We start from the raw sequence: 26,329 nt of genomic DNA, 5'->3' as shown, positions 1-26,329 counted from the left end.
AGCAGCTTGCAGAATTTTCAGGAATTCCAGTAATTAACGGACTTACAGACGAATTTCATCCTACGCAGGCACTTGCCGATATTCTTACGCTTCAGGAAAATTTCGGAAAACTCAAGGGCTTGAAATGGGTTTTCTGCGGAGACGGACGCAATAACGTAGCGCGCTCCCTTATGATTATTTCTGCAAAACTGGGAATTGACTTTGCAATATTCGCCCCTAAAGAACTTTTTCCTCCAAAAGACATTCAGGATTTGTGCGAACCGTTCTCAAAAGAAAGCGGAGCAAAAATTGAAATTTCAGATGATATTTCGGTTGTAAAAGGAGCAGATTGCCTTTATACTGACGTATGGGTTTCGATGGGTGAAGAAGCGCTCAAAGAAGAAAGAACCCGTTTGCTCAAACCGTATCAGGTAAACAAAGAACTTATGACTGCGACAGGCAAAGAAAACACAATTTTTATGCACTGTCTTCCAGCGGTCTTAGGCCAGGAAGTTACCGAGGATGTTTTTGAAAGTTCCGCAAGCAAAGTTTGGGACGAAGCAGAAAACCGCAAGCATACGATTAAAGCAATCATGCTGGCACTTATCTAGCCATAACCAGGAGATTCAAGATGAAAAAAACTCTCATTGTTGGACTTATTTCTGCAGTTCTTTCTGCTGGATTCATTTTTAGCGCAACTGCACAGGAAAGCGCAGACAAACAAGAACCTTCTTACAAAAAGGAATTTCATGAATCTGAAATGAGTTACAAAAATGTAACAGTTTACAGAGTCCTCGACCAAAAAGATGCTTACATCGTAATGTATGCAAAAGGTCATCGCGAAGTTGGCAATGTTGTAGTTCCAAAAAAATGGTACAAATCTTCACCAAGAAAACTCGCATTCCGCAAGCTTTCTACAGGAATGTCTCCTTATATGACAGTTCTCTACCGCAATGGAGAATTTGAACAGGTAATTCTTACAATGCCGATAAGCCGTGCAGATTCTGCCTGGGGAGTAGCAGACAGCAACGTCCAGGTAAATGCCGACAAAGATACATTCGACATAGTTTATTAAAACATCTCTAAAGATTCACATTTCTTTTTAGAGTCTCAAAAAGAAAAAGAGCCGTCCTTTCTATGATGGCTCTTTTTTTTGACAGGAAAATTTATGAAAATCATAACTGACAAACAAATCGATTCATTTAAATTATTTTTAAAGTCGCACAATTTCTTTTTTGTAATCGGACACAAAGAGCCAGACGGAGACTGCATCTACAGCTGCCTTGCAATGGCCTGTATTCTAAAAAAGCTAAATCTTGAATACCAGCTTTTAAGCGCCGGTCCGTTCAAACGCAATGAAATCGCTTCAAAAGCACATTTTTTTTCAGACACGCCTCAATTTTTGTCAGAGCCGGAACGAAAAGAAACTGGTCTTATAATTCTTGACTGCTCAGAATTAAAAAGGCTTGGAGATATTGAAGGAGATTTGACAGGACTGGACACTTTTATCGTAGACCATCACCTTACTGCCGATGTATCTGACAACTGCATAATCGATTCCTCTGCTCCTGCCGCCTGTTGCCTCGTTCAGCAGATTTACGAAAAATTAATCGGCCCTGTAGATTCGGAAGTTGCAAATTATCTTTTTATAGGACAAAGCACAGACACAGGATATTTTAAATTTCTTAATTCAGATTCAACAGAAGTATTTTTACAGACAGCAAGACTCGTTCAGGCAGGCGTAAATCCTAGAAAAGTTTACGACCAGATAACTGGCGGCCGTCCTTATTCAACACGAAAACTTCTCGGAATTCTTTTAGGCAGAACAGAAAGAGTTTGCAACGACAAACTTGCAATTACATACGAAACTTTGGAAGATACAAAAAAATACGGTCAGGAAGGACGAGACAGCGACGCGCTTTATTCACTTCTCCTTGCAACGACAGGAATCGAGGCTGTTGCCTTCTTGCGCCAAGATACGGAATTCAGTTGTACAGGAGGACTTCGCTCAAGAGACGACTGTGACGTAAGTGCAATTGCCTCTCATTTTGGCGGTGGCGGCCATAAAAATGCAGCAGGTTTTAGCATTCAGGGCAAGCTGGAAAACCTTATTCCCGAAATAAAAAAAGAATTTGCAAAAATTTTATAAAGTTTTTCTGCAAGATTTTGCAAGAAAGTTTAAAGATTTCGCAAGTTTTTGCATGATTTTGCAAGAAAATTGCAAGTTTTTGCAAGAATTTGCATAATTCCGAAAGAAAGCTGCAAGTTCTTGCAAGAATTTGCATAACTCTGCAAGAAAGCCGCAAGTTTTTGCAAGAAAATGAATTTTTTTGCAAGTTTTCTGGATGATTTTGCAAGAACCTGCAAGAAAATACGAAAATTTCATCATTTTTACATAAAAAAAAATTGGCATAAAAATTGCTGTTTCCAAAACAGGAGGCAGCAAATGCAGCAAATTCAAATTTTTCAGGTTCCGCAGTTATTAAAAACAAAAAAAATTACGGAGCAAATGGCCAGAAATATCATCTGGGAAGAAATCTTTAAAAATCCGAAAAAATATGGACTTTCTACGCTTACAGAAGACCAGCTGAGCGATTTTTTGCTCTTCGGCTCTTCAGTTTTTATTCAATACGTAAAAAATTACACAAAAAGCTCCATCAACTTTACAATTTTTCTAAGAGCATGCATAAAGCATACTTACAAAAATTGGGTTAAAAAACAGGTAAAAACAAAAGCTGGCGAACAATGCCTGCAAGACCAGTCTATTCTTGACTTTGAATACAGACAGGAAAAAATGAACGAAGACTACATCGAAAAAAGCCATAATTTTCAGACAAAACGAAATTTTTCAAAAACATTGGACAACATGAGCAAAAAAAAGCAGGAAATTCTAAAGGAATTCATTCACATTTGCGCCTGCAAAGCCTGCAACGAAATAGATCCTGCAATGCTCAAAAACATATCTGAATTTTTAAAAATGAACCATGAACATTTTTGCCAGGAAATTGAGGAGTTAAAATTAAGGACAGCCTGTAAAAGGTCAAAAAGAAATTATATGATTGAACGGAGAAACCGCGCATTTTTCTTTCATAAGAGAGGTCTTTTCGAGATTTCGAAAATCGATACATCTTCATCTTATTACAACAGACTTTCGGAAAAATACGAAAACCAGACAAACAGCTGGAAAAATATCAACAGCCTTCTAAAGCACAGATTTGTTGCTTCTCCTACAGTTGCAGAAATTGCAAAAGTTACAGGAATAAAAGAGCGGCGTATTTCGTTTTTTTTAACCCACCGTCAAAAAACACTCAATTTTATGCCATTTATTGAAAATGCCCAAAATTATAAAGAGGAAAACGGCAAAAATGACGATGAGTGAATTCGTTTATTGTAACCACTTTTTTTTTGGAGTATATTTAGCTTATGAAATTATTTTTAGCTTCCGGCAACCGGCACAAACAGAAAGAAATGCAGGAAATTCTCTCTGATTGTGAAATTTTAATCCCTGCAGACGTTGGAATCGAATTTGATCCAGAAGAAACAGGCGCTAGTTTTTACGAAAATTCCCTCATAAAAGCGCGCGCCCTTTACGAGCTTGTCCATGAACCTGTAATTGCAGACGATTCAGGAATCTGCGTAGAAAGCCTCGGAAACGCACCAGGAATCTACACTTCACGCTATGCAGGTCCAGAATTTATGCGCGGTTATCCAGACGGTCACAAAATGCCGCAAAACGAGCAGAATGAAAACCTTATTCTGCAGCTTAACGCAACAGGCTCAAAAAACCGCAGATGTTTTTACGTCTGCGCAATGGTTTTGCTCATAAACAGTGAACGTTTTTTTGTCGCCCAGGAAACCTTTGAAGGCGAGCTAATCGACGACATAAAAAAACAGGCAGGAAACGGAGGTTTTGGCTACGATCCTATTGTCTATCTTCCGCAATACAAAAAAACTGTCGCAGAAATTTCAGCCGAAGAAAAAAATAGAATTTCTCACCGCGGAAAAGCAGCGCGAGCAATTTCTGACATCTTAAAAAATCTGAATAAACAAGGCTAAAATTCATTTTTTTTTATTTCATCTTGAATTACACTACAATGCACGGTCTGTCACAAAAAATTGGCAGACCGTGTTTTTTTGTACATAGTATAGCTGACTATTTTATGCCAGAAAATTTTGCAATCTGCCTGCACGTAAAATTGCACTTCCTCGCTCAACTATTTTTTTCAAAAAGTTCAAAAAAAATTGAATTTTTTATTAAAGATATTTATTTCCAATGCCGATAAGAATAAAGACAAGTTATGGGCAGAAATGTTTCGATGAAACAGATGTCCAAACAAGTCAATGTAAAAGGAAATGGATGTAGCCTTGTAAATGCAGAAGTTTCCTTTTACAAACAGTCCAAAAAGGATTTTGGATTGACAATTTTCCATGGAGGAAAAAATTATGGTCATTAACCACAACATGTCAGCTCTGTATTCAAACAGACAGTTAGGAGTAACTAACCAGGGTCTTCAAAAAGACATGGAAAAGCTTTCATCAGGCGAAAGAATCAACCGCGCTGGTGATGACGCCTCTGGGCTTGCGGTATCTGAAAAAATGCGCAGCCAGATCCGTGGATTGAACCAGGCTTCTCAGAACGCACAGAATGGTATCAGTTTCATTCAGGTTACAGAAGGTTATCTGCAGGAGACAACAGACATCATGCAGCGTATCCGCGAACTTGCAGTTCAGTCATCAAACGGCATCTACAGCGACGAAGACCGCATGCAGATCCAGGTTGAAGTTTCTCAGCTCGTTGCAGAAGTAGACCGCATTGCATCTACAGCACAGTTCAACGGTATGAACATGCTCACAGGACGTTTTGCGCAGTCTACAGGTGAAAACACTGTTACAGGTTCTATGTGGTTCCACATTGGAGCAAACATGGATCAGCGTATGCAGGTATTCATCGGAACAATGACATCGGAAGCTCTCGGTATCCGCGAAATCGGTACTGAAACTCCAATGAGTTTGGCATCTCCTGATATGGCCAACCGCGCAATCGGAACTATCGACGAAGCTCTTAAAAAGATTAACAAGCAACGTGCCGATCTCGGTGGTTACCAGAACCGCATGGAATATGCAGTTCGCGGACTTGATATTTCAGCTGAAAATATGCAGGCTTCTGAATCACGCATCCGTGACACAGACATGGCTTCGCAGATGGTTGAATTCACCAAGAACCAGGTACTCACACAGGCTGGAACAGCAATGCTTGCTCAGGCAAACTCACAATCACAGAACGTATTGTCTTTGCTTAGATAGTGCTGTATAGTAATTTGTCAGAAATCTAAGTATGATTTTAAAATCATTTTTGAATTTCTGACAAATTTTGCGGTGTTTTTGTTCTACTTCTTTTTATTTTTTCACAAAAAACACTAAAAACCTAACTTTAGAATTTGATTTAGCAGATTTTTTTGCTATAATCTTATTCATAGAGTTTTGCAGAACAAAAAGCTGTAATTTTATTGCAGTTTTATCTGAAAAACCGGGCATTTTTTTAGGAATGCCAATGATCTTTGAAAACAGCTCTCCATGACCTTGTGACAGTATGGACGGTTATTAGTATTTTTATACAGAATACGAATAACAGTTCCTGCTGATGGACTAAAACTGCAGAAGGGGGCGCAAAACCGACTGCAAACCGCACAATGGCAGGACTTACGGCATGAAGTCGTATGTTTTTTTGCATGGAGGGCACAAATTATGGTTATTAATCACAATATGAGTTCGATGTACTCAAATCGCACACTGGGAGTTTCTAATGAACAGTTGCAGGCAAACATCGAAAAACTCAGTTCAGGTCAGCGCATTAACAAAGCTGGCGATGACGCTTCAGGACTTGCAGTATCTGAAAAGATGCGCAGCCAAATTCGTGGATTGAATCAAGCCAACAGAAACATTCAGAATGGTGTTTCTTTCATTCAGTCTACAGAAGGATATTTGCAGGAAACTACAGACATTCTTCAAAGAATTCGTGAACTCGCAGTTCAGTCATCAAACGGCATCTACAGCGATGAAGACCGTATGCAGATTCAGGTTGAAGTATCTCAGCTCGTTGCAGAAGTAGATCGTATCGCTTCCCAGGCTCAGTTCAACGGAATGAATACTCTTACAGGCGCATTCGCTTCAGATTCAGTATCAGGACGCATTATGCAGTTCCAGATCGGTGCAAATGTTGACCAGAACGCTCGTGTATACATCGGCACTATGACAGCCGAAGCTCTTGGACTTAAAGGAGCCCAGGGATCTGATGAACAGATTGGAATTGATTCACCAGACAAAGCTAACATGGCTATTGCATCAATCGACAACGCGCTTTTGACAGTTTCAAAACAGCGTGCAGATCTCGGTGCATACCAGAACCGCTTTGAAATGGCTTCTAACGGTATTGGCGTAGCTGCAGAAAACCTTCAGGCTGCTGAGTCACGCATCCGTGATACAGATATGGCTTCTGAAATGGTTGAGTATACAAAAAACCAGATTCTTTCACAGGCTGGTACAGCAATGCTCGCACAGGCAAACAGCCAGTCACAGAACGTACTTGCATTGCTCAGATAGCAAAATCGCTTTTATTATTTAAGAGATTCCTGGATGTTATCTTTTTTAGAATAAAAGCGTAAAGAAGAAGGGGTGCGCCCTCCTTCTTCTTTCATTTTTCAGGAGGAAAGCCCCATGACAATAAGTTCAATAGGGCAGCCGGCAATGGATGGCCGCATATCAGCAAACTCCGCAAATGTTTATGCATCTAGAATTCCGCAAAAACTGGAAGTAAAGATGCCTATGGCAGATGCTGCACAAGTGGTTCAAAACATTTCCGACAAAAATGCCCAATTACAAGAAGATGTCCGTCAATTACAAAAACTATCAGATGTTGTTTCGGGTAGAAAAGTCCAATTTTCGGTAAATAAGGAACTGAATCAAGTCGTTGTTACCGTTGTTGACTCAAAAACTGATAAAGTCATAAAACAAATTCCTTCCGAAGACATTCAAAAGTTAAAAGTAAGAATACGGAAAGCAATCGGAGTATTGTTTGACGAAATGATTTAATTCATTTTCTTGCATTAGCATAATTTACAGGATTACAACATGGCTGATATATCAATACCTGGAGTCAGTGACAAATATAAGACTAACGATTTTATTGAAGCATTGATTAAAAAAGAGCGGCTTCCGCTTACAAGGGAGCAGGAGTCGCTCGACAGGTACAAGGAACAGCAAAATGCCTGGAACGGAATGAGCCAGAAGATGACGGCTCTTCGCACAAATACAAAAACTCTTTACTCATTTGACAATCCCTTCAACAATAAAATTTCGACTTCAACTGACGAAAATGCAATAACCGCAACACCCGGACGAGAAGCAGCTTACGGTCAAATTAAAATTGATGTTGTAAAACCGGCGACATCAGACCGTTTTCTTTCGGAAGAGCTGGACAAAGATTTTTCAATTCCAAAAGGGAAATACAGTTTTCAGGTTGCAGACAAAACGATTTCTTTTAACTGGAAAGGCGGAAAAGTTTCGGAATTTGTAAATTCTCTCAATAAACGCGGAGCAAACACAATAAAAGCAAGCATCGTCGGTGTTTCAAACAGCAAACAGTCGCTTTTACTTGAGTCATTAAAAACTGGCGATGAAAATACTTTAATTTTTAAGGATGATGCGCTTTCATTCGCCCTGAAACACGGAATCATTGCAAAAACAAAGGCTGACTTTCAGGAAATCGGAACGTCTTTGGAAGATTTTTATTCGCCTCAGGACGAATTTCCAGTTCCTGCGGTAGAACAGTCTGGAATGCCGGAAATTACAAGCAAAGAAGTTGAATGGGATTCAGAAGAAAACCGCTATATTCTTCCTCCGCGCTCTGGACTTGAACTTCAACTTAATGACGAAATTCTTGAAAACAAGAATAATAGAATTGAATTCACGTATTCAACCTTTGAAACCCAGGATATAACCGATGAATTAAACCTTATCCGCACTACCCGGCCGGAACTTCAGGAAGCAGGCAAAGTTACTTACGAAGACGTGACTGTTTTTAACGACAAGACACAAGTTGAACTTCCGCCAGTGCCTCCTACCCTGCTTACGCCAATTGCCGGCGAAACAGACTTTTACGCAAGAACTGCCGATGGAAAGGAAACTCAGATTAAGACCGCAAGTCTTGCTATTGATGAAGAAACTGGAGAAAAAACAGTTCAAGTTGATTTAAAAAATTATCCGGACATTCAGAGCATTGTTATACGAAACAGAAACACAGGAGAAGCGGCTGCTGTTTCAAAGTTTACGGTTTATGACTCAAAAAAAGATTTGGGCTACGAAGCTGTGCATCCGGTTTCAACTGCAGGAGATGCAATAATCAAGTACGAAGGAATTACTGTAAACCGTCCGACAAACAAAATAGACGATGTAATTCCTCATGTAACGCTGAATGTATTTAATTCAACTGAAAAGACCGCGACAATCGACATAAAACCGGACAAAGAATCTGCAAAAGACGCTCTAATTCAATTTGTAGGAACTTACAATCAGGTTTTGGCAGAAATGAACATTTTGAGCGAAAACAAGCCGGAAATTATTTCTGAATTAGATTATCTTACAAGCGATGAGCAGGAAAACGCGCAAAAAAGGCTCGGAATGTTTTTTGGAGACAGTTCCCTACGTTCCGGAAAAAGTTCCTTGCAATCAATTGTTTCTGGAAGTTACCGCTGGTCAGAAAATGCGGCAATAACAATGCTCAATCAGCTTGGAATTTCAACAAGGGCGACAGGTTCTTCAGGAGGATATTCCGCAAGCCAGCTCCGCGGTTACCTTGAAATAAACGAAAAACAGCTGGACAAGGCTCTGGAAAACGACCTCGATCAGATAAAAAATATTTTTGGATACGATTCTGACGGAGATTTAATCGTTGATTCAGGCATTGCATATCAACTCGACAGGCAGCTAGGTTCCTGGGTTCAGAGCGGCGGAATAATCGCAAATAAAAACGCAACTCTCAAAACAAGGATTCAATCGTCCGAAACAAAGATTGCAACTCTTGAACGTCAAATAGACAGCAAAGAAGCGCAATTAAGGTCGAAATACGGACAGATGGAAGGAACCTTGAACAGTCTGAACGCACAGTCAAATACAATCTCAAACTTTGCAAACAACGGAAAACAATAGTAAAATATATCTAAGCTAAAATTTGAATTTTTATAACTTACAGAAACAGGAAAAATTTATGGAATTTTATGTAAACGGGACAAAGATTGATGTTGAGCTCGAAAACGAAAAAACAATCGGAGATGTTCTCAGAGGTTTTGAAGAAGAATGTGCGAAATCAAACGCAACGACCATAAGCATTATCGTTGACGGAAAAAATATCAGTGCAGAAGATTTTGACAAAACTGCCGAAAAACAATTGTGTCCGGACACAAAAATTGAACTTGAAATTATAAGTCAGGATGCAATCGAAAATTCTTTCAACGAAGAAAAAGAAATCTGCCGCAAACTTTCAGAAGAATTAAAACAACTTCCTGTAAAATTTCAGGCTGGAAAAGACAATGAAGCAAATTCAATAATTACTTCGCTTGCTGATTTAATCGACAGCATTTGCCACACAGCAAGTCTTTCCGCCTTGTTTCCTCAGAAATTTGGAAAAATAAAAATCGAAGGCAAAACTTTTGTCGAATTTTTCGCAGATTTGTCTCCGATTCTAAAGGACTTTGAACAGGCTATTGAATCAAAGGACACAGTCCTTTTGGGCGATTTGGCAGAATACGAAATCAGCCCGCGGCTCGGCAGCCTGGCAGACGCTCTGGAGGCATAAATGAATTCTGGTTCACCGATTGCAGCAAGGCTTTCCATAAATATTCTTTCCGTTCTGCTAGTTGCTCTTATTGCTGCGACAATACTTGTAATTCTATGGGGCATCTCAAAAATTCTCGAAAAATATAAAATTTCAGATTCATATGCAGAAAAAAGCAAAAACCGCCCTACTTCAAAAAAAAATATAAATGAAATTTCAAAACGCGCAAAACTTTCAACTGACGAAAAACAACTTTTCTCTAAAATCTGCACAGAACATCCGCTCCCAAACATAAATTACATTCTCAATAAAACAAATACATTTAATTCATACTTAAAAAGTGAATTCAATTCATTAAAAAACACAGAAGATGAAAATGCAAAATCAGTTATCTTTTCGCTCAGGGCAAAACTTGTAAAAACGTTTGAATCTTCTGCCATTATAAAAACTTCGCGCGTAATTCCAATAGGAACAACTTTTAATTACACTCCATCGCAGGGAATTCATTTTTTAACCGTTCTTGTCGATTCAAATCAGTACGAACTTCATTTTCAGCTTCCGGAAGATTTGCCTGCCCAGGACAGACCAGCAATTCTTTCAAAAATAAAGTTGATTTTTGTGTACAAAGACTCAATGCCTTACGAAATAGAAGTCCGGGTTGTGCGTTATCAGAAAGGGAAAAGAGATACAGACCTTCTTGTCTGCACCCACAGCGATAAAATATTTTCCAGAACAAAACGCGCTTTTCCGAGAATTGACCTTTTTCAAGATTGCAGTTTTTCTTATGTAAAACCAGAAATTGACGGCAACAAAACAGAATATAAAGCAAGCGAAAAAATACATGAAGGACAACTTTTAGATATTTCTGCCGGAGGATGCAGGATAACAACAAAACTTGCCATCAAAGCAGAGCAATATTTAAAAGTAACAGCTCCTTTTGACGGAAAAACAGAAGCCTGCGCAATCGGCTTTATAATCCGAACTACAAAAACAAAAAATAACGAATATATTATTCACATAAAATTTGTAAAAATTGAAAAAAATATTATGAATAGAATAAATGCACTCGCCTGCGGTTATGAAACATTTTGAAATGCAAAAAAAATTCATAAGACTTTTTAACAGCAATACTGTTATTGACGGTAAAATTAGATTAGATTATTCTGTAAAGACATGAAAGTTTTAGAAATCAGTTCTATTGGCGTTGAAGATAATTTGATTTATTACCGCCGAAATTATACTGCAATTGCAAAAATCGATTTTCTCTCAAAGCAGGAAGATGTAGAGATTTCTTTTACAATAGAAGTTGATCCGTTCGGACGAAAGACAGTCACATTAAATTATCCGTACGGCACAAATTTTGATTATCCAGTTTTGCCTGTAACAAAATCAATAAAAGAAAAAATTCTTTCAATGGACAACGAAGGATTATTACCAATATGACTTTTTATACAGATTCACCAGAGCAGACAATTGAATTTGGAAAAAAAATAGGTTCTAAATTAAAAAAAGGCGATATTCTTGCAATGCAGGGAACTCTTGCGGCAGGAAAAACAACAATTACAAAGGGAATTGCGATTGCTCTTGGAGTTGAAGATACAATCACTAGCCCGACATTCTGCCTCATAAGCGAATACGAAGGAAAACTTCCTCTTTATCACATGGACGTTTACCGCCTTAACGGAACTGACGACTTTATAAATCTTGGCGCAGAAGAATTGATTTATGGAAACGGCGTAAGCATAATCGAATGGTCAGAAAAAATTATGGATTCGCTTCCAAAAAAAACAATAATAATTCGGCTTGAGCCTCAGAAAAGCGCCGATGGCTGCCGAAGAAAAATTACGCTCGAAAACTGGCCTTACGGCGACTTTTTATGGGGAAAAAAATGAAAGCTTTAGCAATAGACAGCGCATCTGGCTGCATGACAGTCAGCGCGAAAAATGATGATATTACGACTTCTCTGTCGCTGGATATAGGACAAAAACAAAGCCAGGAACTCTTGCCTGCCATTGATTTTGTCTTAAAAAAAGTCGATTTAAAACCTGAAGAACTCGATTACACGGTTTTATGCAAAGGTCCGGGAACTTTTACAGGTTTGAGGCTTGCATTCTCCGCTTTAAAATCAATTGAGCTGGCATTTAACAAGCCTGTTTATGGAGTTTCCACACTCGAATGTTACGCCTCGCCATTTAAAAATTTTGAAGGACTTGTAATTTCGACAGTCGATGCAAAAAAAGAACAGTTTTTTGCAGGAATTTACGAAAATAAAAAGACAATTCTTGAGCCGGAAGACACGACGATAGAAAAAGTAATTTCCGTAATCGACAAAACAAAAAAAGTTCTCTGCGTCGGATCGGATGCAAAGCTTTTTGCAGAAGAACTCAAACAAAACAGCCCTTCTCTGGACGTTATTTATTTTGACGCGCAAATAAACACCTGCATAAATCTTTTCAATATTGCCGAAAAAATGATTGAAGAAAAAAAAGAGCCCCTCAAAGATTTTGAAGGGCCTGAATATCTGCGCAAAAGCGAAGCAGAAATCGCCTTGGAAAACATGTAGTTTTTAAGCCGATTTTTTTATTCTTGATTAGACTAACTTTTTCTTCAAAAAAACTTATTTTCCGCCTAAGAATTTAGAAAGCGCTTCGAGAGTCTGCGAATTTGCGGCAGCTTCCCTGTTTTCTGTCTGAATTGCATTAAAAACTTCTTGACGGAAAACCTTTACATTTTTTGGCGCTTCAATCCCGATTTTAACCTGATCTCCGCGAACTTCAATCAAAGTGATTGTAATGTTGTCGCCAATTTTTATTTTTTCATCTACTTTTCTTGACAATATCAACATTACTTTTTTTCCTTATCGTTTAAAGTTTTGATGATATTATGCTTTGTGGTCCATTTTGAATCAGAAAGTATAACCTGAAGAGCTGTCCGATTTTTGCGGTTTATAACAATCGGCCCCTGAAGATTTGCAGTTACAGCGCTTCCGTCTGCCGGAACTGTAATTATTGCGAACAAAATTACATCGCCCGGAGAATCAATGCCGATTTCACAGAGAGTTCTGTCATCAATGTCGAGTTCATAATCATTTACAATCAAAAACGGATCAACGATTATAAAGGCAAGGTTCTGTTCGTCGAGAGACTGAAGCCAGTAAAAAGGTTTGTATTCCGCCTCTATAATCGCATATTTATGATATTCTTCAAAACCATAAAGACCGTTTGGAAAACTGACGATTTGACTTTCATCAACATTGACAGTTCCCATTGTTTTTGTTTTTACTTCCATTGCTAAAAATTTTCCTCCCAATTATTTTTAATTTCATTCAATTTTTATCTCAAAATTTAAACTTTACTTCATGTAGTTTAAGAGAGAAGAACTGTACATTTTTCCGGCATTGCTTAAGGTTGCCTGCTGGGTATATTCAAGCATTTTCTGATCGGTAATGGCCTGTGTTATGTCAAGATCGCCTTCCCTAGAAATTTGAGAAGTTACGTTCAGCGCAGTCGCAGAATTCCGCACAATGTCGTTTTGAAGCCTTTCATATTCGCTTCCGGACTTTGCAACGCGGGTAGTAAGATTGTTTATTCCAGAGTCAATGCTGGCAAGAACGCGAGTTCCGATTGTATCTCCATCGCCTTTTAAAAGGGAATTTCTGAGCAAAATTACACTGTCAAAAAGAGAACCGCCCGAAACACGAACATTATCCGCCATATTGTAAGGAGGCTTTTGACTTGAATCTTTTATTATTCCAAGGTCATTCAAAACAGTTCCAGAAACGTCTTCCAGCCAGAGTTGATGAGAATCCGTCGTTGTAAGGTTCAATCCGTTCGTAACAGGATCGACAGCAGCCTTTACAGCGGCTCCTGAACTGTTGATTTTTGCAACAAGAGAATATACTGTATCTCCGCTTTCCATCTGAATTTTTTGACCGTCGATATTTATTACGCCGCTTTCCTTTGCCTGCCATGAAGAAAGGTCACGTCCGCTGAACAGGCGCTGAGGTTCCGCCCAAAATGTCTTTGAACCAACATTGTCCACTGTAATATATTTATTTTCATCAACTTCAACTTTATTCTTATCAATCGTTCCGTTATAGCGAACAGAAGAAATCAAAGGCTGAACAGCACCGTCAACATGACCTAAATCAACTTCAAACGCAGGAGAGTTTGTGTTTGTGCCTGCAAAAATTGAATTTCCGTCAGGACCAGTAGCATTCGCGTTTTGAACAAGTTCCTGCAAAAGTTCATCAACTTCTACAGCCATATTCCGCAAATCGTCCTGATTATAAATTCCGTTTGCTCCAGTAACTGCAAGCTCACGCACACGCTGCATAATATCAAGAGAATTTTGCATATAACCTTCGCGATACACAAACTGGTCGCTTAAAGTTTGTCCGTTTTTTTCAAAATTGTTTACGCGGTTAAGATAAGACTGATATTTTACAAGATGGCCTGCAGCAACAGGATCATCGCGCAAAGACTGAATTTTTTGCTGGCTTCCTATCTGGTTGTTTATTTTATTTAAGCGGCGTTCCTGAATACGAAGATTGTTCTGAGTATTGTTGTTATTCATCTGACTGCTGATTCTTCTCATAGCCTTATTTCTCCCATAAAAAGCCAAGCTAAAAACTTCAGTTTTAGGATTGACCTTTTACTGCAATTCCGTATCAAAGTGAGAAATTGCAATTGATTAGTAAGTTTGCAACGCAAACTTGTAAAGATAAAAACTAAACGCCAAGACGATTGATTATCGTATCAAGCATCTGGTCGATTACAGAAACATATTTTGCCGCAGCGTTGTATCCATGCTGAAATTTTATGATGTCGGCAAGCTCCTCATCGATATTTACGCCGCTGATAGAATCCCTAAAATTCCTTAAATCATTCATAATCGCATTCTGGCTCAAAAGCATATTTTCCGCCTGTTCGCCTTTTAGACCGGCATTTGTGACAGTTTCTGCAAAATAGTCGTCAAAAGTGCGGCTCGTTCCAATCATTACGTCAGTGTTGCGGATTGAAGCAATTTCTACAGCAGCACGGGCATCTCCAATCGAAGCCCTTCCCTGGCCGTTCGGAAAACCTGTCGCCACTGAATTCGGGTCGTTTTTTATTTTTTCGCTAACGGCAATATATCCGCCAGGATTCATAACAGGAGCAACAGAATATTCTCCAGCCAGAGAATCAACCGCATCGGCGCGAGCAAAATCATAAGCGTTTTCTGCGCCGCTTCCGTTCAAAATGCCTGAATAACCGGCAAGGAAAAGTCCTGAATCTTCGACATGGCGAAGCACAAAGTCTGGATTTTCCATTGATTCAGAAGCGCCCGCTTTTAAAACGAGTTTATTTTCGCGGTCAAGATAAGCTTTAACCTCGCCCTGAGAATCATTTATCCTTGCAATTACATCTTCCACAGTGTCATTTGCAAAATATGGAACAGCAATATTTCCTGAATGGCCTGACAAAGTCATAACACCGTCAAGTCCGACTTTTTCCTGAGGATTTAACGAATTTTTACCGGAAAAACGGAAAATATAAGACGTATCAACTTCACCGTCACCGTTGCGGTCATAATTTCCCTTGACATCAGTAACAAAAGGATGCTGAACAAAAAAATCAAGCCCTGTCTCATTGTTCGCACCGATTCCAGCGCGATGAACATCGTTTACCAAATCAGCAAAATTTACAGCCATAGTGTTCAATGCCTGAATTTCGTTTCTTATATCACTGTCACGCAGCTCAATCAAAGCGCCGAGTTTTCCAGATTTTATGTCAGCGTTAAGAGCGGTGTCTTTCCACACAACCTTGTCATAACCATTATTGTCAGCCTGGGCAACAAGATCAAAACCGCGGGCAACGCTTCCCTGAACCAAAACCTGTCCGCCGACGTGAACCATAAATTCGTCGCTGTCGCGGCTGTCGCTCGTTATTTCCACAAGACCAGAAAGCTTCTCAACAAGCAAATCCCTTCTGTCCATAAGATCGTTCGGATTATCGCCCATCGCCTTGGAACGCACAATTTCGCCGTTCAAATCAGCGATCTGCTTTGCATAATCATTTACCTGCTTTACAGTAGCTTCAATATCGCCGTTCAAAAGAGTTCCTATTCCAGCCAAAGAATTATAGCGGCCAGAAATAGACTGAGTTAAACTGTCCGCACGGGTAACAACGGCTTGACGGGCAGCCTTGCTTTCCGGATAAACAGAAAGCTCCTGCCAAGACTGCCAGAATTTGTCCATATTCGTCCGGACAGAAACATCGTTCGGTTCATTGTAAACCTGCTCAATCATAGTGTAATACTGTTCGCGAGTAGCCCAGTAAGATTCGTTGTTTGACTGCGCAGCAATTCTCTGGTCAAGCATTTCATCCCTAAGACGAGTTATGCTTTCAATCGTAGTTCCCTGACCAATCTGTCCTGGAGTTTCCGCACGAGCAAGGTCAGGTCTGTAAAGAGGATCAAAAGTCTTAACCTGAACACGCTGCCTGCTGTAACCTTCAGTATCAGCGTTTGAAATATTGTGGCCGGCAGTCTGAATCTGCTGCGAATGAGCCATTATGCTTCTTTTTCCAAGTTCAATTCCTGCAAAAGCGTTAGCCATATTTTTTTCCTCCGTTCCAGCCTAAACAATCTGGTCTATTACAACATTGTGAAGTTCCGGCTTTACGATTTTTCCATAATGCGAATAAACAGTATTTCTGCGCTCAGGCAAAACTTCTTCAAAAATTCCTTTCAAAAATTTCCTAGTATTAAAAATATATTCATTTAAAATTTTGTTTTCAATTTTCGACTTCAAAAGCTTAGACTTTACTTCGCGGACAAGCACGGCAATTTCCAGCTCCGAATAAAAACTAACTTCCGAAGAAATTTTTTCCCGGCGTCCGTCAAGTTCGGCAAATTCATCGCTTAAACAGCGCATTTTTTCCAGCCACTCTTCAAGTTCGAGCCAAACCCGCTTTACAACACATTCGTGAACATTTTTCTGAACAACAAGAATTTCATCCAGCAAAGAAGACTGTTTTTTCAAAATTTCCAAAAACTGCATTTTTAAAGCCTGTTCCATAAATTTCCTCAATTTATTTTCGGAAAAACAAAAGCCACCCTTTAATTTATTTTCTTATTAGAACCGTTTTTTTATTTTGGACGAATTTTTTTTGTCTCCTCCGGTGTTACGTTGTTCCGCTAAACGCTCATTCGCATACTTTCAGTCTGCGAACGCTTCGCGCAACTCCACCCCGGCGTAAAATTTCCGCAAAAAAAAACAAGTTCCTCAGTTTTTGACAGTTTTTTATTCAAATTTTTAAAAAATCCAGAAATCACAATTTTTCATCTTGACACTAATCTTCGTTTTTTGATAGAATTATTCACATCAGTTACACGGTGCCTATAGCTCAGCGGTAGAGTTCCAGATTGTGGATCTGGCTGTCGTGGGTTCGAACCCCACTAGGCACCCACATTCAAATACATTTTTATGTGTTGGAGCTCGCTGGTTAAATACAACGCGTTTGTAGCTCAACTGGATAGAGCAACGGACTTCGAATCCGTAGGTTGCACGTTCGAGCCGTGTCAGACGCATATTGTATAAAAACTGATAAGATTTTCGGGCGACTAGCTCAGTTGGTAGAGCAACAGACTCTTAATCTGTGGGTCCGGGGTTCGAGCCCCCGGTCGCTCATATTTCGGTTTTACGAAATAAAAAATCGGGATCGAGACTTCTGTCCTTGCCGTAATCTGCGAGAGTGGTGAAATTGGCATACACGCTAGACTTAGGATCTAGTGCTTCGGCGTAAGGGTTCAAGTCCCTTCTCTCGCAAAATTCTTCCCCCCCATAAAAAATAGCAAACATATTTTTTCTTAATCTAGTCATTTCCTCTATTGGTTTTAAATTCATTCTTAATTTTCTCAAAAAAAAACAAGCTGCATGTTGTTTTTCCGTCCAAAACTTAGAGCCAAACCAAAAATTCGCTGTCTTTATTAAAAACTTTCTGTTATTTTTACGTGTAACTAAATTAAAAAAAATTAACAGAAAAAACCATTGACTTATTTACTCAAGTAAAGTATAAATTATGCCCCATTTTTGCTTTTTTTTATAATTTATTGACTAACACCCCCATTTTGCTATAAATTTAATACAGTCGTTATGAGTGTTCAATCTGAAGAAGGATTAAAACAGGCTTACAAAATGCTTTCTCAAGGAGAGCCAGCAGAGGCAAAAAAACTTCTTGCGGATATTTTGGAATTCAACCTCGACAACAAAGAGATTGATTTTGCAGTCTGGTGCTGTTCTTATTGGATTGATTTTATAAAAAAACTGGCAAAATCCGACTTTTACGAACGTGGAGAAAGCATTCTATTTCAGTGGAAAACTTTCGAGGAAGCGTTCGGCAAAAAAAAAGAAATTTTTGCAAGAACAGTTTTTTCGGTGCAGACAGGAGTGTTTTCTCTTGCACTGGACAGTTTTAGTTCTGTTTCACAGGAAAATACAAGACTTCCGGCTCAAAAGGCAGATTTGCTTTTAAAAATCGGAATCTGCAACAAAAAACTCGGAAAGTACGACATTGCGCGTTCAAACCTTATGGAGGCAAATAAATTTCTTCCTGGTTCGGCGCAGATAATTGCCGAAATGGCCGACTGCTGTGCCCTGTGCGGGTTGGAAAACGAGTCAAAAGTTCTTTTTCGGGAAGCATTTTTTATCGATGCGAGAAAAATCGATATAAGCATGCTAGATTCAGAACTTATAAAATGTCTTGTTCAGAAAATAAAAGACGACCACGGATACAGCGGCTCAGAACTTCAATATTGGATTCCAGTTTATGCGGTTCTTTATGGAGTTTTTAATATAAAGCGTGAGCTTCGGAGCGTAGAGGTTTTAAAATTAAAGCAGGATATTTATGAAACGGAAAACGAAATTAAAAATCCTGCTAACAATGTAAATCAGTTAAAACCAAAATTGATTTACATGTATTTCTGGTTAGTTGATCACTACATTCAGAAAAACCAGACTGGAAGCGAAGTTAGCGACCTTTTACTAAAAATCAAGATTTTAGACAGAAATGTCTATGACTTGTATATAAAATAATAAGTTTTGGAATAATTTTTTTTACAGGAGTATAAAATGTCTGCAGAAATCGTTACAAAAGTACAGGACATGCTCAAAGAGGCAACCTGGACAAGAGCAGCAATCGGCAACTACACAAAGAACAACCTTATCGAGCTGTCGGAAATCATCGAAAAAGCAGAAGCAGAGGATTGCACTGCGGAAATAAAAGCAATCTGTGATGAACAGCTTTCTCACACAAAAGACAGCATCATTGCGCTTTATATTTCGGGAATTCTCGGTTTAAAACATGGAGATCTTGACAATTCGAATTTGGTAACTCTTGTAGACATTTTCCAGAAAAATTACAAAGAACCGGTTGTAACCTATCTTTGCGAAACAATTCTCGACATTGATCCTAATAACAAATTTGCCCTCCGCACACTTGCAGATATTTACCGTGCAGCAAATGATCCAAAAGCTTGGGCTCTTTACGAAAAAATTGTAAAAATTGACGTTGAAGAAGCTGAAATCGCAAAAATTCTCGCAGAACATTACGAAGCAGAAGGCGATGTAAAAAATGCCGTTGCTTATTGCAAAAAAGCACTTCTCCGCTTTGTTAATACAAACAACCCAACCGCATTAAAAGAAACTTGGGCAAAACTCGTTTCTATGATTCCTGACGAAATTGACTTCTTCCTTCTCGTACAGCGCAAAGTAGAAAAATCAATCAGCGCAGAAGAAAGCTCTCTTCTTCTTCACGGCCTTTATCCGTACTACAAAGACAACGCGCCTTCAGATCCTAAAAAATGGGATATTGCAATTCAAATTCTCAAAATAATTCTCAGAATCGATCCAAAAGATTCTTGGGCAAGAAACGAAATTGCAGCCTGCTTCCAGGGAAAATACGCTAAAAATCCAAACGTCAACGACTTTATCGCTTCATCAAACCTTACTCAGAATTTCCGCAACGTATTTGAGGCAATCAATGATTTTGAAAAACACATTGCTTTTGGCGTAAAAAATTTCATTTACCACAGAACATGGGGCGTTGGAATCATCACAAAAGTAGAAAATGACAATCTTTTCATCAACTTTGGAAGAAAGAACGGAGTTAAGCAGATGTCTCTCAAAATGGCAGTAAGCGCGCTCCAGCCTCTTGCACGCGACCACATCTGGGTTCTCAAGGCAACAAAATCAAAGGACGATTTACAGAAACTTTTCAAGGACAACCGCGACAAAACTCAGGCTCTCAAAATTATAATCAAGTCTTTCGGAAACAGCTGCGACTTCAAAAGAATCAAATCGGAACTAGTTCCTTCTATTTTGACTCCTGGAGAATGGACTTCGTGGAACACGGCCGCAAAAAAAACTCTCGAAACAAATCCAATTTTTGGTGTAAATCCAAACAACATTAACGAATACATTGTTCGTGATGCTAAAATTTCTACAGAAGAAAAACTCAGCAACGAATTCAAGGCTGAAAAACAGTTCGCTCCACGTGCAGATGTCTTCATGAGATTTTTCAAAAACGAAGAAGCTGATAAAGACAGCGAATTCTTCATGGATATGTACAACTATTTCAAGGGTTTTTTAAAAGGCGCACATCAGGCAAACGAGCAGGTTGTAGCTTCTTACCTTATAGTTCAGAAAGTAGGTGCTGAAATGCCATCTTTGGCAGTTCAGCTCAACTACACTTTTGAACAGCTCTACCGCGACATTGACAATCCTCGCGAAATGTACACTCTTCTCAAAGACACAAAAAATACAAGTTTCCAGGCTGACTTTCTAAACCAGATAAAACTTTTGTCTGACTGGGTTGACCAGTACATTGAGCTTTTCCCGACAGTTCTGAACAAAAAAATGCTCAACGAAATTATTGAAAATGGAAATACAGAAAAAGTTCAGAAACTTGCCGTAAAAGTATTTGAAAATTTCCGCGACTACCGCAATGCAGTCCTCTTCTTCTTTGAAGAATGTCAGGACGACGAATGGTTTAAACAGTCTGGAATTTCTTATCAGAAACAATTGATTACAATCGTAAACATTATCGATCAGTCTTACCGTGAAATCGATAATCACGTTGATACTACAGAAAATAAAAAAATCATTAAAAACGCAATAAAATTGATTTTTGACGGCGAAAATGCTTATGCAAACTACATGCTTTCATGCGACATGGACACAATGACTCACCTTTACACTCTTGTTGATGACATTGTTAACCTTGAAGGCATTTACAAGCAGGCTTTGCGCAACAAAATTCTTTCAAAGTATCCAGATTACAAATTCCGCGCAAAAGAGGAAAAGACAAACGCTCCAAAGGGAATGCTCGTCACAAAGGCAAAGCTCGACGAGAAAAAGGCTCTCGAAGCAAAAATGACAACTGTTGACATTCCAGCAATTGCAAAGGAAGTTGCGGATGCAAAGGAAAAAGGCGACTTGAAAGAAAACGCTGAATATATCGCCGCAAAAGAAGCGCAGCACAAGCTCAACAACGACTTGAACCGTCTTCAGGGCGAACTTGCACGTGCAGTTATCTTCGATCCAACAACTGCTACAACTTCGATGGTTTCTTTTGGAACAGAAGTCGTTCTAACAAACAACGCTACAGGAAAAGACGAAAAATACATTATCATGGGACCGTGGGAATCAGATCCGGATGCAGGTATCATTTCTTACATGTCTCCGTTTGGCAATGCAATTCTCGATTCAAAAGTCGGCGAAAAACTTGAATTTACAATTAACGAACACAAAAATGACTACACTGTAAAATCGATTAGACTTGCCAAATAAAAGGTAAAAAAGAGGCTGCCCTTCAAGACAGGCAGCCTTTTTTTTGCAAAAAAAATGAATAAAAAAAGCAGAACTTAAAAAAATTCTGCTCAAAATTCTAAAGTCTTATTTTTTAAAAATCTTATTCAAAGCTTTTACAAGCTGAACATTTTCTTCGTGGGCTTTTATCGAAACTCTGTACCAGCTTAAATCCATTCCATAAAAATCCGAACAACCACGGATTACGATTTTTGACATTGCCAGAGCCTGGCACAAAGGCGCCTTAAACGGATTTGGCGAAGAATCCTCTTCGTTGACCAAAGACTGCTTTTTCGGACCGTTATGACCTTTTTTATCCTTTGCATGCTCTGAGCCGGAAGCATAATCCAACGCCGTTTTCTGTAAAGTTTCATTAAGTTGAACGAGAATATAATTTCCTTCACCACGCAAAACTTTTGCTCCGATTGATTCAAAATAATCCGACAAATATTTTCGTTCTTCGGTTACAAGCTTGAGCATCTGACGGTGCCAACTATTGCTTTCAATTTCTGCCTGCATTACCGCAGAACCTGTTACCTGGGCGTCCGTACTGATTGTCCACGGACGCATTGCATTAACAAGAGGATTATAAACGCTGGAACTAAAGCAAAGCGCGTATCCCAAACGAAGTCCTGCCATTCCATAAAATTTTGTAAATGCATTGAGAATTATAAGATGCGGGAATTCATCAGCGCGGTCTATAAGCGCGCGGACATTTTTTTCGGCAGTTTCGCTAAACTGACAGAAACAGGAATCCAAAACAAGAACAGTGTCCGATTTTTCGCAGAGCCTGGCAATTCTTACAATCATATCCAAAGGCATCACGTTGCCTGCCGGGTTTGAAGGACTTGCCATAAACATAAGCGGAACTCCGCCCGAAAGAATTTTTTCAAGATGCTGAAAATCATCTTCCGTAAAAACAAAGTCGTTTTTCTTTTCGAGGGTAAGGTGAAGAATTTTTTCTTCGCTGCATGCCATCAAAAGCGCATTTTCGTATTCAGAAAAGGCAGGCTCAACAATCAGGTTAAAAGCCGTTCCCTGAACATTTTTTCCAAAAACCATAGAAATAAGCTGAGTAATATCAGCAGCGCCAGAGCCGCACAGAATTGGCCCGTCAAAATTCCAGTATTTAGCAAGAGATTCTTTCAGTTCCGTACAATTAGGATCCGGATAAGCCGCAATAATATCTGGATTTAAGGAAAGCGCAAGCAATGCCCTCGAAGCAGCCTTGTGAACTCCCAAAGGACTTGTGTTAGCAGAAAAGTCCAGATAATCATTCAGTCTTCTTGAATTAGTTCCACCATGAAAAAACATAACAGAATTATTATATCATTTTATTTAAATCTCTCAAAGATAAAACACGGCATAAATTGAATTTTAACTGATTTTTTGCTAAATTAGACAGGAAATTCAGATGTTACGTTTGGGATGACCATTATTTTTCGGCATCAGCAAGTATATCAATGACACTACCATATTTTCTCCCGCTAACGCGGTGTTTACAGGAGGACGTTATGAACAAGTACGTCAAACGGTATCTTATTGATGCTTTGGGTGGAATGGCGCAAGGTCTTTTCGCTTCGCTCTTAATCGGAACAATTGTAAAAACTCTTGGTCAGCAGCTTTTGCGGCTTGGCTCAAACCCAATTTTTACTTTTTTAGTTGATGCAGGCGCTTTTGCTTCGGACGCTCATGTTGTCGGAGCGGCTATGGCAATAGGAATCGGTTTTGCAATGCAAGTTCCTGCACTTGTTCTTTTTACACTTGCGGCAACAGGAAGCGCGGCAAATGTAACTGGTGGAGCTGGAGGACCTCTTGCAGTTCTTTTTATCGCAATTCTTTCAGCAGAAGCAGGTTGCCTTGTAAGCAAAAAAACAAAAGTTGATATTATTGTTACTCCGCTTGTTACGCTTTTAACAGGATCATTGCTAACAGTCATTACAGCAAAATACATTGGAAAAGCAGCAAGCGCCTTTGGAAACATAATTGTCTGGGCAACAACACTCCGTCCTTTCTTGATGGGAATGATAATTTCTCTTCTTGTAGGAGTTTTGCTCACTTTGCCAGTAAGTTCAGCAGCGATCTGCGCAGCTCTCGGTCTTACAGGTCTTGCAGGAGGAGCGGCAGTCGCCGGTTGCTGCGCGCAAATGGTCGGTTTTGCAGTATTGAGTTTTAAGGATAACCGCTGGTCAGGACTTTTGAGCCAGGGGCTTGGAACAAGCATGCTCCAAATGCCAAATATCATCAAAAATCCAAAAATATGGATTCCGGCCTGCCTTTCTTCACTCATCACAGGTCCTGTTGCAACCTGCATTTTCAAAATGGAAATGAATGGAGCAGCGGTAAGTTCTGGAATGGGAACCTGCGGCTTAGTAGGTCAAATCGGCGTCATTTCTGGCTGGTTCAATCCTTCTCAGACAGCACTTTCCCACGGAGCGTCAGCAGCTGCTCCTTCAGGATTCGACTGGCTTGGACTTATTCTCGTATGCTTTGTTTTACCAGGAATTTTAACATGGCTTTTTGGGAAATTTTTCAGAAAACTTGATTGGATAAAAGACGGCGATTTACTTTTGGAAAATAGCTAAAACAGTTCTATAATGTAAAAATTGAGATTCATATTAGATACCCTTGATTTCGAGTTTTATAATTTAATGTCATTATCGTGCTTGAACCAGATAATCTATTGAAAAATTCCAACAGCTTCACCTGTCGCAGCACAGGATAGACACTTAAATTACTGCTCTTATCAAAACTCGACATTTGTATTAGATAGATTTTTTTTACGGGAGAATAATAAATGAACGAAAAAACTGAATTATCTGAACTTTCAAAAAACATTTATCTTCTTGCATTGCCAACAAATATCGGAATTATTGCCCTAAAACAGCCAGATTCCTCCACAAATATTTATTTAATCGACAGCGGAAACGATGAACGCTATGCAAAGGCGATACTTGAAGCAGTAAACAGTTCCTTCAATTCTCCCAAAATAAAATCCGTAATAAACACACACTCTCATGCAGACCATTGCGGCGGAAACGAATATTTGCGCTCAAAAACCGGATGCCAGATTATTGCAAGCATTGGCGAAGCCGCAATAATGGAATGCCCCGTTCTCGAAACAGGCCTAATCTGGGGCGGAATGCCGGTAAAAGAGCTCGAAACAAAGTATTTTACGGCTTCTCCCTGCATTGCCGACAAAACATTTAAAAGCGGCTCAGATTTTTACATTGAAGATAAAATTCACGTACAGACAGTTCCGCTCAAAGGTCATTACATCGACCATACAGGATTTTTAATCACCGATACAGACGGAAAAAAAATTTTTTTTGCAGGCGACTGCCTGAGCGGACGCGACGCAATAAAAAAATACTGGATTCAGTATCTTTTTAACGAAGAAGAATCAAAAAAAAGCCTTTTGGCCCTCTCAAAAATCCAGGCCGATTTTTATGTTCCAGGGCACGGTCAAGGCGTTGAACAAATTGAAGGGCTGGTCGAACTAAACCTTATTGCCCTTCTCGAAACCGAAAATATGATTTTGGACGAATTAAAAACTCCAAAAACGGCAGAACAGCTTCTCCAAAATGTAAGCACCCGCAACGGAATTTCGCTCAAACTCAGCCAATACGTCCTTATAGGCTGCACCTTGCGCTCATATTTAAGCTCCCTAAGCGACAGCGGAAAAATCAAGTACGAAATCAAAGACAACATGATGTACTGGTCTCTCGCCTGATTTTCCGCCACAAAAAAACTCAGCCTTCAACAATTTTAACACCGGCAGAACAACCAAGCCTGTTTGCACCGGCATCCAGCATTGCCACGGCGTCTTCAAAAGTCCGGATTCCGCCGCTCGCCTTTACGCCCATGTCTTTTCCGACAGTTTTTCTCATCAATTCAACGGCATGAACGCTCGCGCCTCCAGTCCCAAATCCAGTAGAAGTCTTTACAAAATCAGCGCCGGCTTCCTTTGCCTTTTCGCAAACCGTTACAATTTCTTCATCATTAAGATAGCAGGTCTCAAGAATCACTTTTTCTACAATTTTTTTATTTTCACCGCAATCAACGTCATCGACTGCACAGCGAACCGCATAAATCTCTTCAAAAACATCTTCCCATCGCCCGTCTTTTACAGCGCCTAGATTTACAACCATGTCAACTTCGTCCGCGCCCTCGCTAACACACATAGCGGCCTGGCTCGCCTTGTCATCAATCGAATTCGCCCCAAGAGGAAAACCAATCACAGTGCAGACCTTAACTCCGCTTCCACGCAAAATTTCCGCCGCAAAAGGAACATAAACTGGATTAACGCAGCAGCTCGCAAATCCGTATTTTACAGCCTCTTCGCAAAGTTTTTTAATGTCGCTTTCCGTAGCACAGGCAGAAAGCTGAGTGTGATCAATAAATTTCGCAATTTCTTTTCTTTCCATATTTTTCTCCCGTAAAAAAACTAACATTCATTATAACATAATTCTTAAAAATTTTATGGGAGTTGCGCCAACAAAGTTGCCGCCGCGCTTTCCGCGGTTCCGGCTTTCGCCTCCATTGCTCCGTTTCACTGCGCAACAAGACTGCCGCTGCAATCGCTAACTCGATTTCATTGCGTTTTTTTGTTAGCACAGTCTAATTCGTTCAAATCTGCCTTTATTTTTCTTGTTTAGGAAAATTTTATATGC

The 26,329-nt window shown here is 39.5% G+C and carries 24 protein-coding genes, 4 tRNA genes and 1 pseudogene; 22 read left to right on the top strand and 7 right to left on the bottom strand.

Annotated features, from left to right (window positions below; translation table 11 throughout):
- From B4N75_RS08430 to tsaB, 14 genes and pseudogenes are all read left to right on the top strand, one after another.
- A pseudogene (locus tag B4N75_RS08430) lies at window positions 1-590 on the top strand (ornithine carbamoyltransferase); the annotation flags it as partial.
- A 20-nt stretch (window positions 591-610) separates the two neighbouring features.
- Window positions 611-1,054 carry a hypothetical protein gene (locus B4N75_RS08425; RefSeq protein WP_296668974.1) on the top strand — a complete coding sequence of 148 codons (444 nt, stop codon included), beginning with the start codon at window positions 611-613 and terminating at the stop codon, window positions 1,052-1,054.
- Between the two features lie 93 nt (window positions 1,055-1,147).
- Window positions 1,148-2,128 carry a DHH family phosphoesterase gene (locus B4N75_RS08420; RefSeq protein WP_296668976.1) on the top strand — a complete coding sequence of 327 codons (981 nt, stop codon included), beginning with the start codon at window positions 1,148-1,150 and terminating at the stop codon, window positions 2,126-2,128.
- Window positions 2,129-2,425: 297 nt separating this feature from the next.
- Window positions 2,426-3,358, top strand: a complete 933-nt coding sequence (locus B4N75_RS08415) for a hypothetical protein (RefSeq protein ID WP_296668978.1) — start codon at window positions 2,426-2,428, stop codon at window positions 3,356-3,358.
- Between the two features lie 44 nt (window positions 3,359-3,402).
- Window positions 3,403-4,035 carry an RdgB/HAM1 family non-canonical purine NTP pyrophosphatase gene (rdgB, locus tag B4N75_RS08410; RefSeq protein ID WP_296022723.1) on the top strand — a complete coding sequence of 211 codons (633 nt, stop codon included), beginning with the start codon at window positions 3,403-3,405 and terminating at the stop codon, window positions 4,033-4,035.
- A 387-nt stretch (window positions 4,036-4,422) separates the two neighbouring features.
- On the top strand, window positions 4,423-5,283 hold the full coding sequence (locus tag B4N75_RS08405; RefSeq protein ID WP_078929749.1) for a flagellin: 861 nt from the start codon (window positions 4,423-4,425) through the stop codon (window positions 5,281-5,283).
- A 441-nt stretch (window positions 5,284-5,724) separates the two neighbouring features.
- Window positions 5,725-6,579, top strand: a complete 855-nt coding sequence (locus B4N75_RS08400; protein WP_296022722.1) for a flagellin — start codon at window positions 5,725-5,727, stop codon at window positions 6,577-6,579.
- Window positions 6,580-6,693: 114 nt separating this feature from the next.
- Window positions 6,694-7,068: a flagellar protein FlaG gene (locus B4N75_RS08395; protein WP_296022721.1), complete on the top strand. Its 375-nt coding sequence runs from the start codon at window positions 6,694-6,696 to the stop codon at window positions 7,066-7,068.
- A 39-nt stretch (window positions 7,069-7,107) separates the two neighbouring features.
- Window positions 7,108-9,183, top strand: coding sequence for a flagellar filament capping protein FliD (gene fliD / locus B4N75_RS08390; RefSeq protein ID WP_296668981.1), 2,076 nt, complete (start codon window positions 7,108-7,110; stop codon window positions 9,181-9,183).
- 58 nt (window positions 9,184-9,241) lie between these two features.
- Window positions 9,242-9,829 (top strand): hypothetical protein, encoded by a 588-nt coding sequence (locus tag B4N75_RS08385; RefSeq protein ID WP_296022719.1) that lies wholly within the window; start codon window positions 9,242-9,244, stop codon window positions 9,827-9,829.
- Window positions 9,830-10,900, top strand: coding sequence for a PilZ domain-containing protein (locus B4N75_RS08380; protein ID WP_296668983.1), 1,071 nt, complete (start codon window positions 9,830-9,832; stop codon window positions 10,898-10,900).
- Between the two features lie 81 nt (window positions 10,901-10,981).
- Window positions 10,982-11,251, top strand: a complete 270-nt coding sequence (locus B4N75_RS08375) for a hypothetical protein (RefSeq protein WP_296022717.1) — start codon at window positions 10,982-10,984, stop codon at window positions 11,249-11,251.
- Entirely contained in the window at window positions 11,248-11,700 is a 453-nt protein-coding gene (gene tsaE / locus B4N75_RS08370) for a tRNA (adenosine(37)-N6)-threonylcarbamoyltransferase complex ATPase subunit type 1 TsaE (protein WP_296668985.1), read from the top strand. Before B4N75_RS08375 ends, tsaE begins: the two co-directional genes overlap by 4 nt.
- Window positions 11,697-12,371, top strand: coding sequence for a tRNA (adenosine(37)-N6)-threonylcarbamoyltransferase complex dimerization subunit type 1 TsaB (gene tsaB, locus B4N75_RS08365; RefSeq protein WP_296707129.1), 675 nt, complete (start codon window positions 11,697-11,699; stop codon window positions 12,369-12,371). Before tsaE ends, tsaB begins: the two co-directional genes overlap by 4 nt.
- Window positions 12,372-12,425: 54 nt before the next feature.
- On the opposite strand, the gene csrA is transcribed toward tsaB, so the two are convergent.
- The 5 genes from csrA to B4N75_RS08340 form a co-directional block, all read right to left on the bottom strand.
- Entirely contained in the window at window positions 12,426-12,653 is a 228-nt protein-coding gene (gene csrA / locus B4N75_RS08360) for a carbon storage regulator CsrA (protein WP_273443248.1), read from the bottom strand.
- Window positions 12,653-13,096, bottom strand: a complete 444-nt coding sequence (gene fliW / locus B4N75_RS08355; RefSeq protein ID WP_078929737.1) for a flagellar assembly protein FliW — start codon at window positions 13,094-13,096, stop codon at window positions 12,653-12,655. Before fliW ends, csrA begins: the two co-directional genes overlap by 1 nt.
- A gap of 63 nt (window positions 13,097-13,159) precedes the next feature.
- On the bottom strand, window positions 13,160-14,404 hold the full coding sequence (locus tag B4N75_RS08350) for a flagellar hook-associated protein 3 (protein WP_296668988.1): 1,245 nt from the start codon (window positions 14,402-14,404) through the stop codon (window positions 13,160-13,162).
- Between the two features lie 133 nt (window positions 14,405-14,537).
- Complete coding sequence (gene flgK, locus B4N75_RS08345) at window positions 14,538-16,406, bottom strand: flagellar hook-associated protein FlgK (RefSeq protein ID WP_296707127.1); 1,869 nt, start codon at window positions 16,404-16,406, stop codon at window positions 14,538-14,540.
- A 21-nt stretch (window positions 16,407-16,427) separates the two neighbouring features.
- Window positions 16,428-16,868 carry a hypothetical protein gene (locus tag B4N75_RS08340; protein WP_296707125.1) on the bottom strand — a complete coding sequence of 147 codons (441 nt, stop codon included), beginning with the start codon at window positions 16,866-16,868 and terminating at the stop codon, window positions 16,428-16,430.
- 317 nt (window positions 16,869-17,185) lie between these two features.
- Here B4N75_RS08340 and B4N75_RS08335 point away from each other — a divergent pair.
- The 6 genes from B4N75_RS08335 to greA all read left to right on the top strand — a co-directional run bounded on the left by B4N75_RS08335 (window position 17,186) and on the right by greA (window position 21,638).
- Window positions 17,186-17,257, top strand: a tRNA-His gene (locus B4N75_RS08335).
- 49 nt (window positions 17,258-17,306) lie between these two features.
- Window positions 17,307-17,380 (top strand) — tRNA-Arg (locus B4N75_RS08330).
- Window positions 17,381-17,407: 27 nt separating this feature from the next.
- Window positions 17,408-17,480: transfer RNA gene (locus tag B4N75_RS08325), tRNA-Lys, on the top strand.
- Window positions 17,481-17,538: 58 nt separating this feature from the next.
- Window positions 17,539-17,618 (top strand) — tRNA-Leu (locus tag B4N75_RS08320).
- 327 nt (window positions 17,619-17,945) lie between these two features.
- Window positions 17,946-18,884 (top strand): hypothetical protein, encoded by a 939-nt coding sequence (locus B4N75_RS08315; protein ID WP_296668992.1) that lies wholly within the window; start codon window positions 17,946-17,948, stop codon window positions 18,882-18,884.
- Between the two features lie 36 nt (window positions 18,885-18,920).
- Window positions 18,921-21,638, top strand: a complete 2,718-nt coding sequence (gene greA / locus B4N75_RS08310; protein WP_296668994.1) for a transcription elongation factor GreA — start codon at window positions 18,921-18,923, stop codon at window positions 21,636-21,638.
- 105 nt (window positions 21,639-21,743) lie between these two features.
- On the opposite strand, the gene B4N75_RS08305 is transcribed toward greA, so the two are convergent.
- Window positions 21,744-22,970, bottom strand: a complete 1,227-nt coding sequence (locus tag B4N75_RS08305; RefSeq protein WP_296022709.1) for a pyridoxal phosphate-dependent aminotransferase — start codon at window positions 22,968-22,970, stop codon at window positions 21,744-21,746.
- 200 nt (window positions 22,971-23,170) lie between these two features.
- On the opposite strand from B4N75_RS08305, the gene B4N75_RS08300 reads away from it, so the two are divergent.
- A complete protein-coding gene (locus B4N75_RS08300) occupies window positions 23,171-24,241 on the top strand; it encodes a PTS transporter subunit IIC (RefSeq protein WP_296707124.1) in 1,071 nt (356 codons plus the stop codon).
- Between the two features lie 212 nt (window positions 24,242-24,453).
- Window positions 24,454-25,389 (top strand): MBL fold metallo-hydrolase, encoded by a 936-nt coding sequence (locus B4N75_RS08295; protein WP_296707122.1) that lies wholly within the window; start codon window positions 24,454-24,456, stop codon window positions 25,387-25,389.
- A gap of 19 nt (window positions 25,390-25,408) precedes the next feature.
- On the opposite strand, the gene deoC is transcribed toward B4N75_RS08295, so the two are convergent.
- Window positions 25,409-26,083, bottom strand: a complete 675-nt coding sequence (gene deoC / locus B4N75_RS08290; protein WP_296022706.1) for a deoxyribose-phosphate aldolase — start codon at window positions 26,081-26,083, stop codon at window positions 25,409-25,411.
- Between the last annotated feature and the right edge of the window lie 246 nt (window positions 26,084-26,329).

The organism is Treponema sp. UBA7570 (assembly GCA_002477955.1).
Taxonomy (GTDB): Bacteria; Spirochaetota; Spirochaetia; order Treponematales; family Treponemataceae; genus Treponema_D.
The sequence above is the reverse complement of the archived record's forward strand: the minus strand, read 5'-3'. Positions and strand labels throughout refer to the sequence as shown.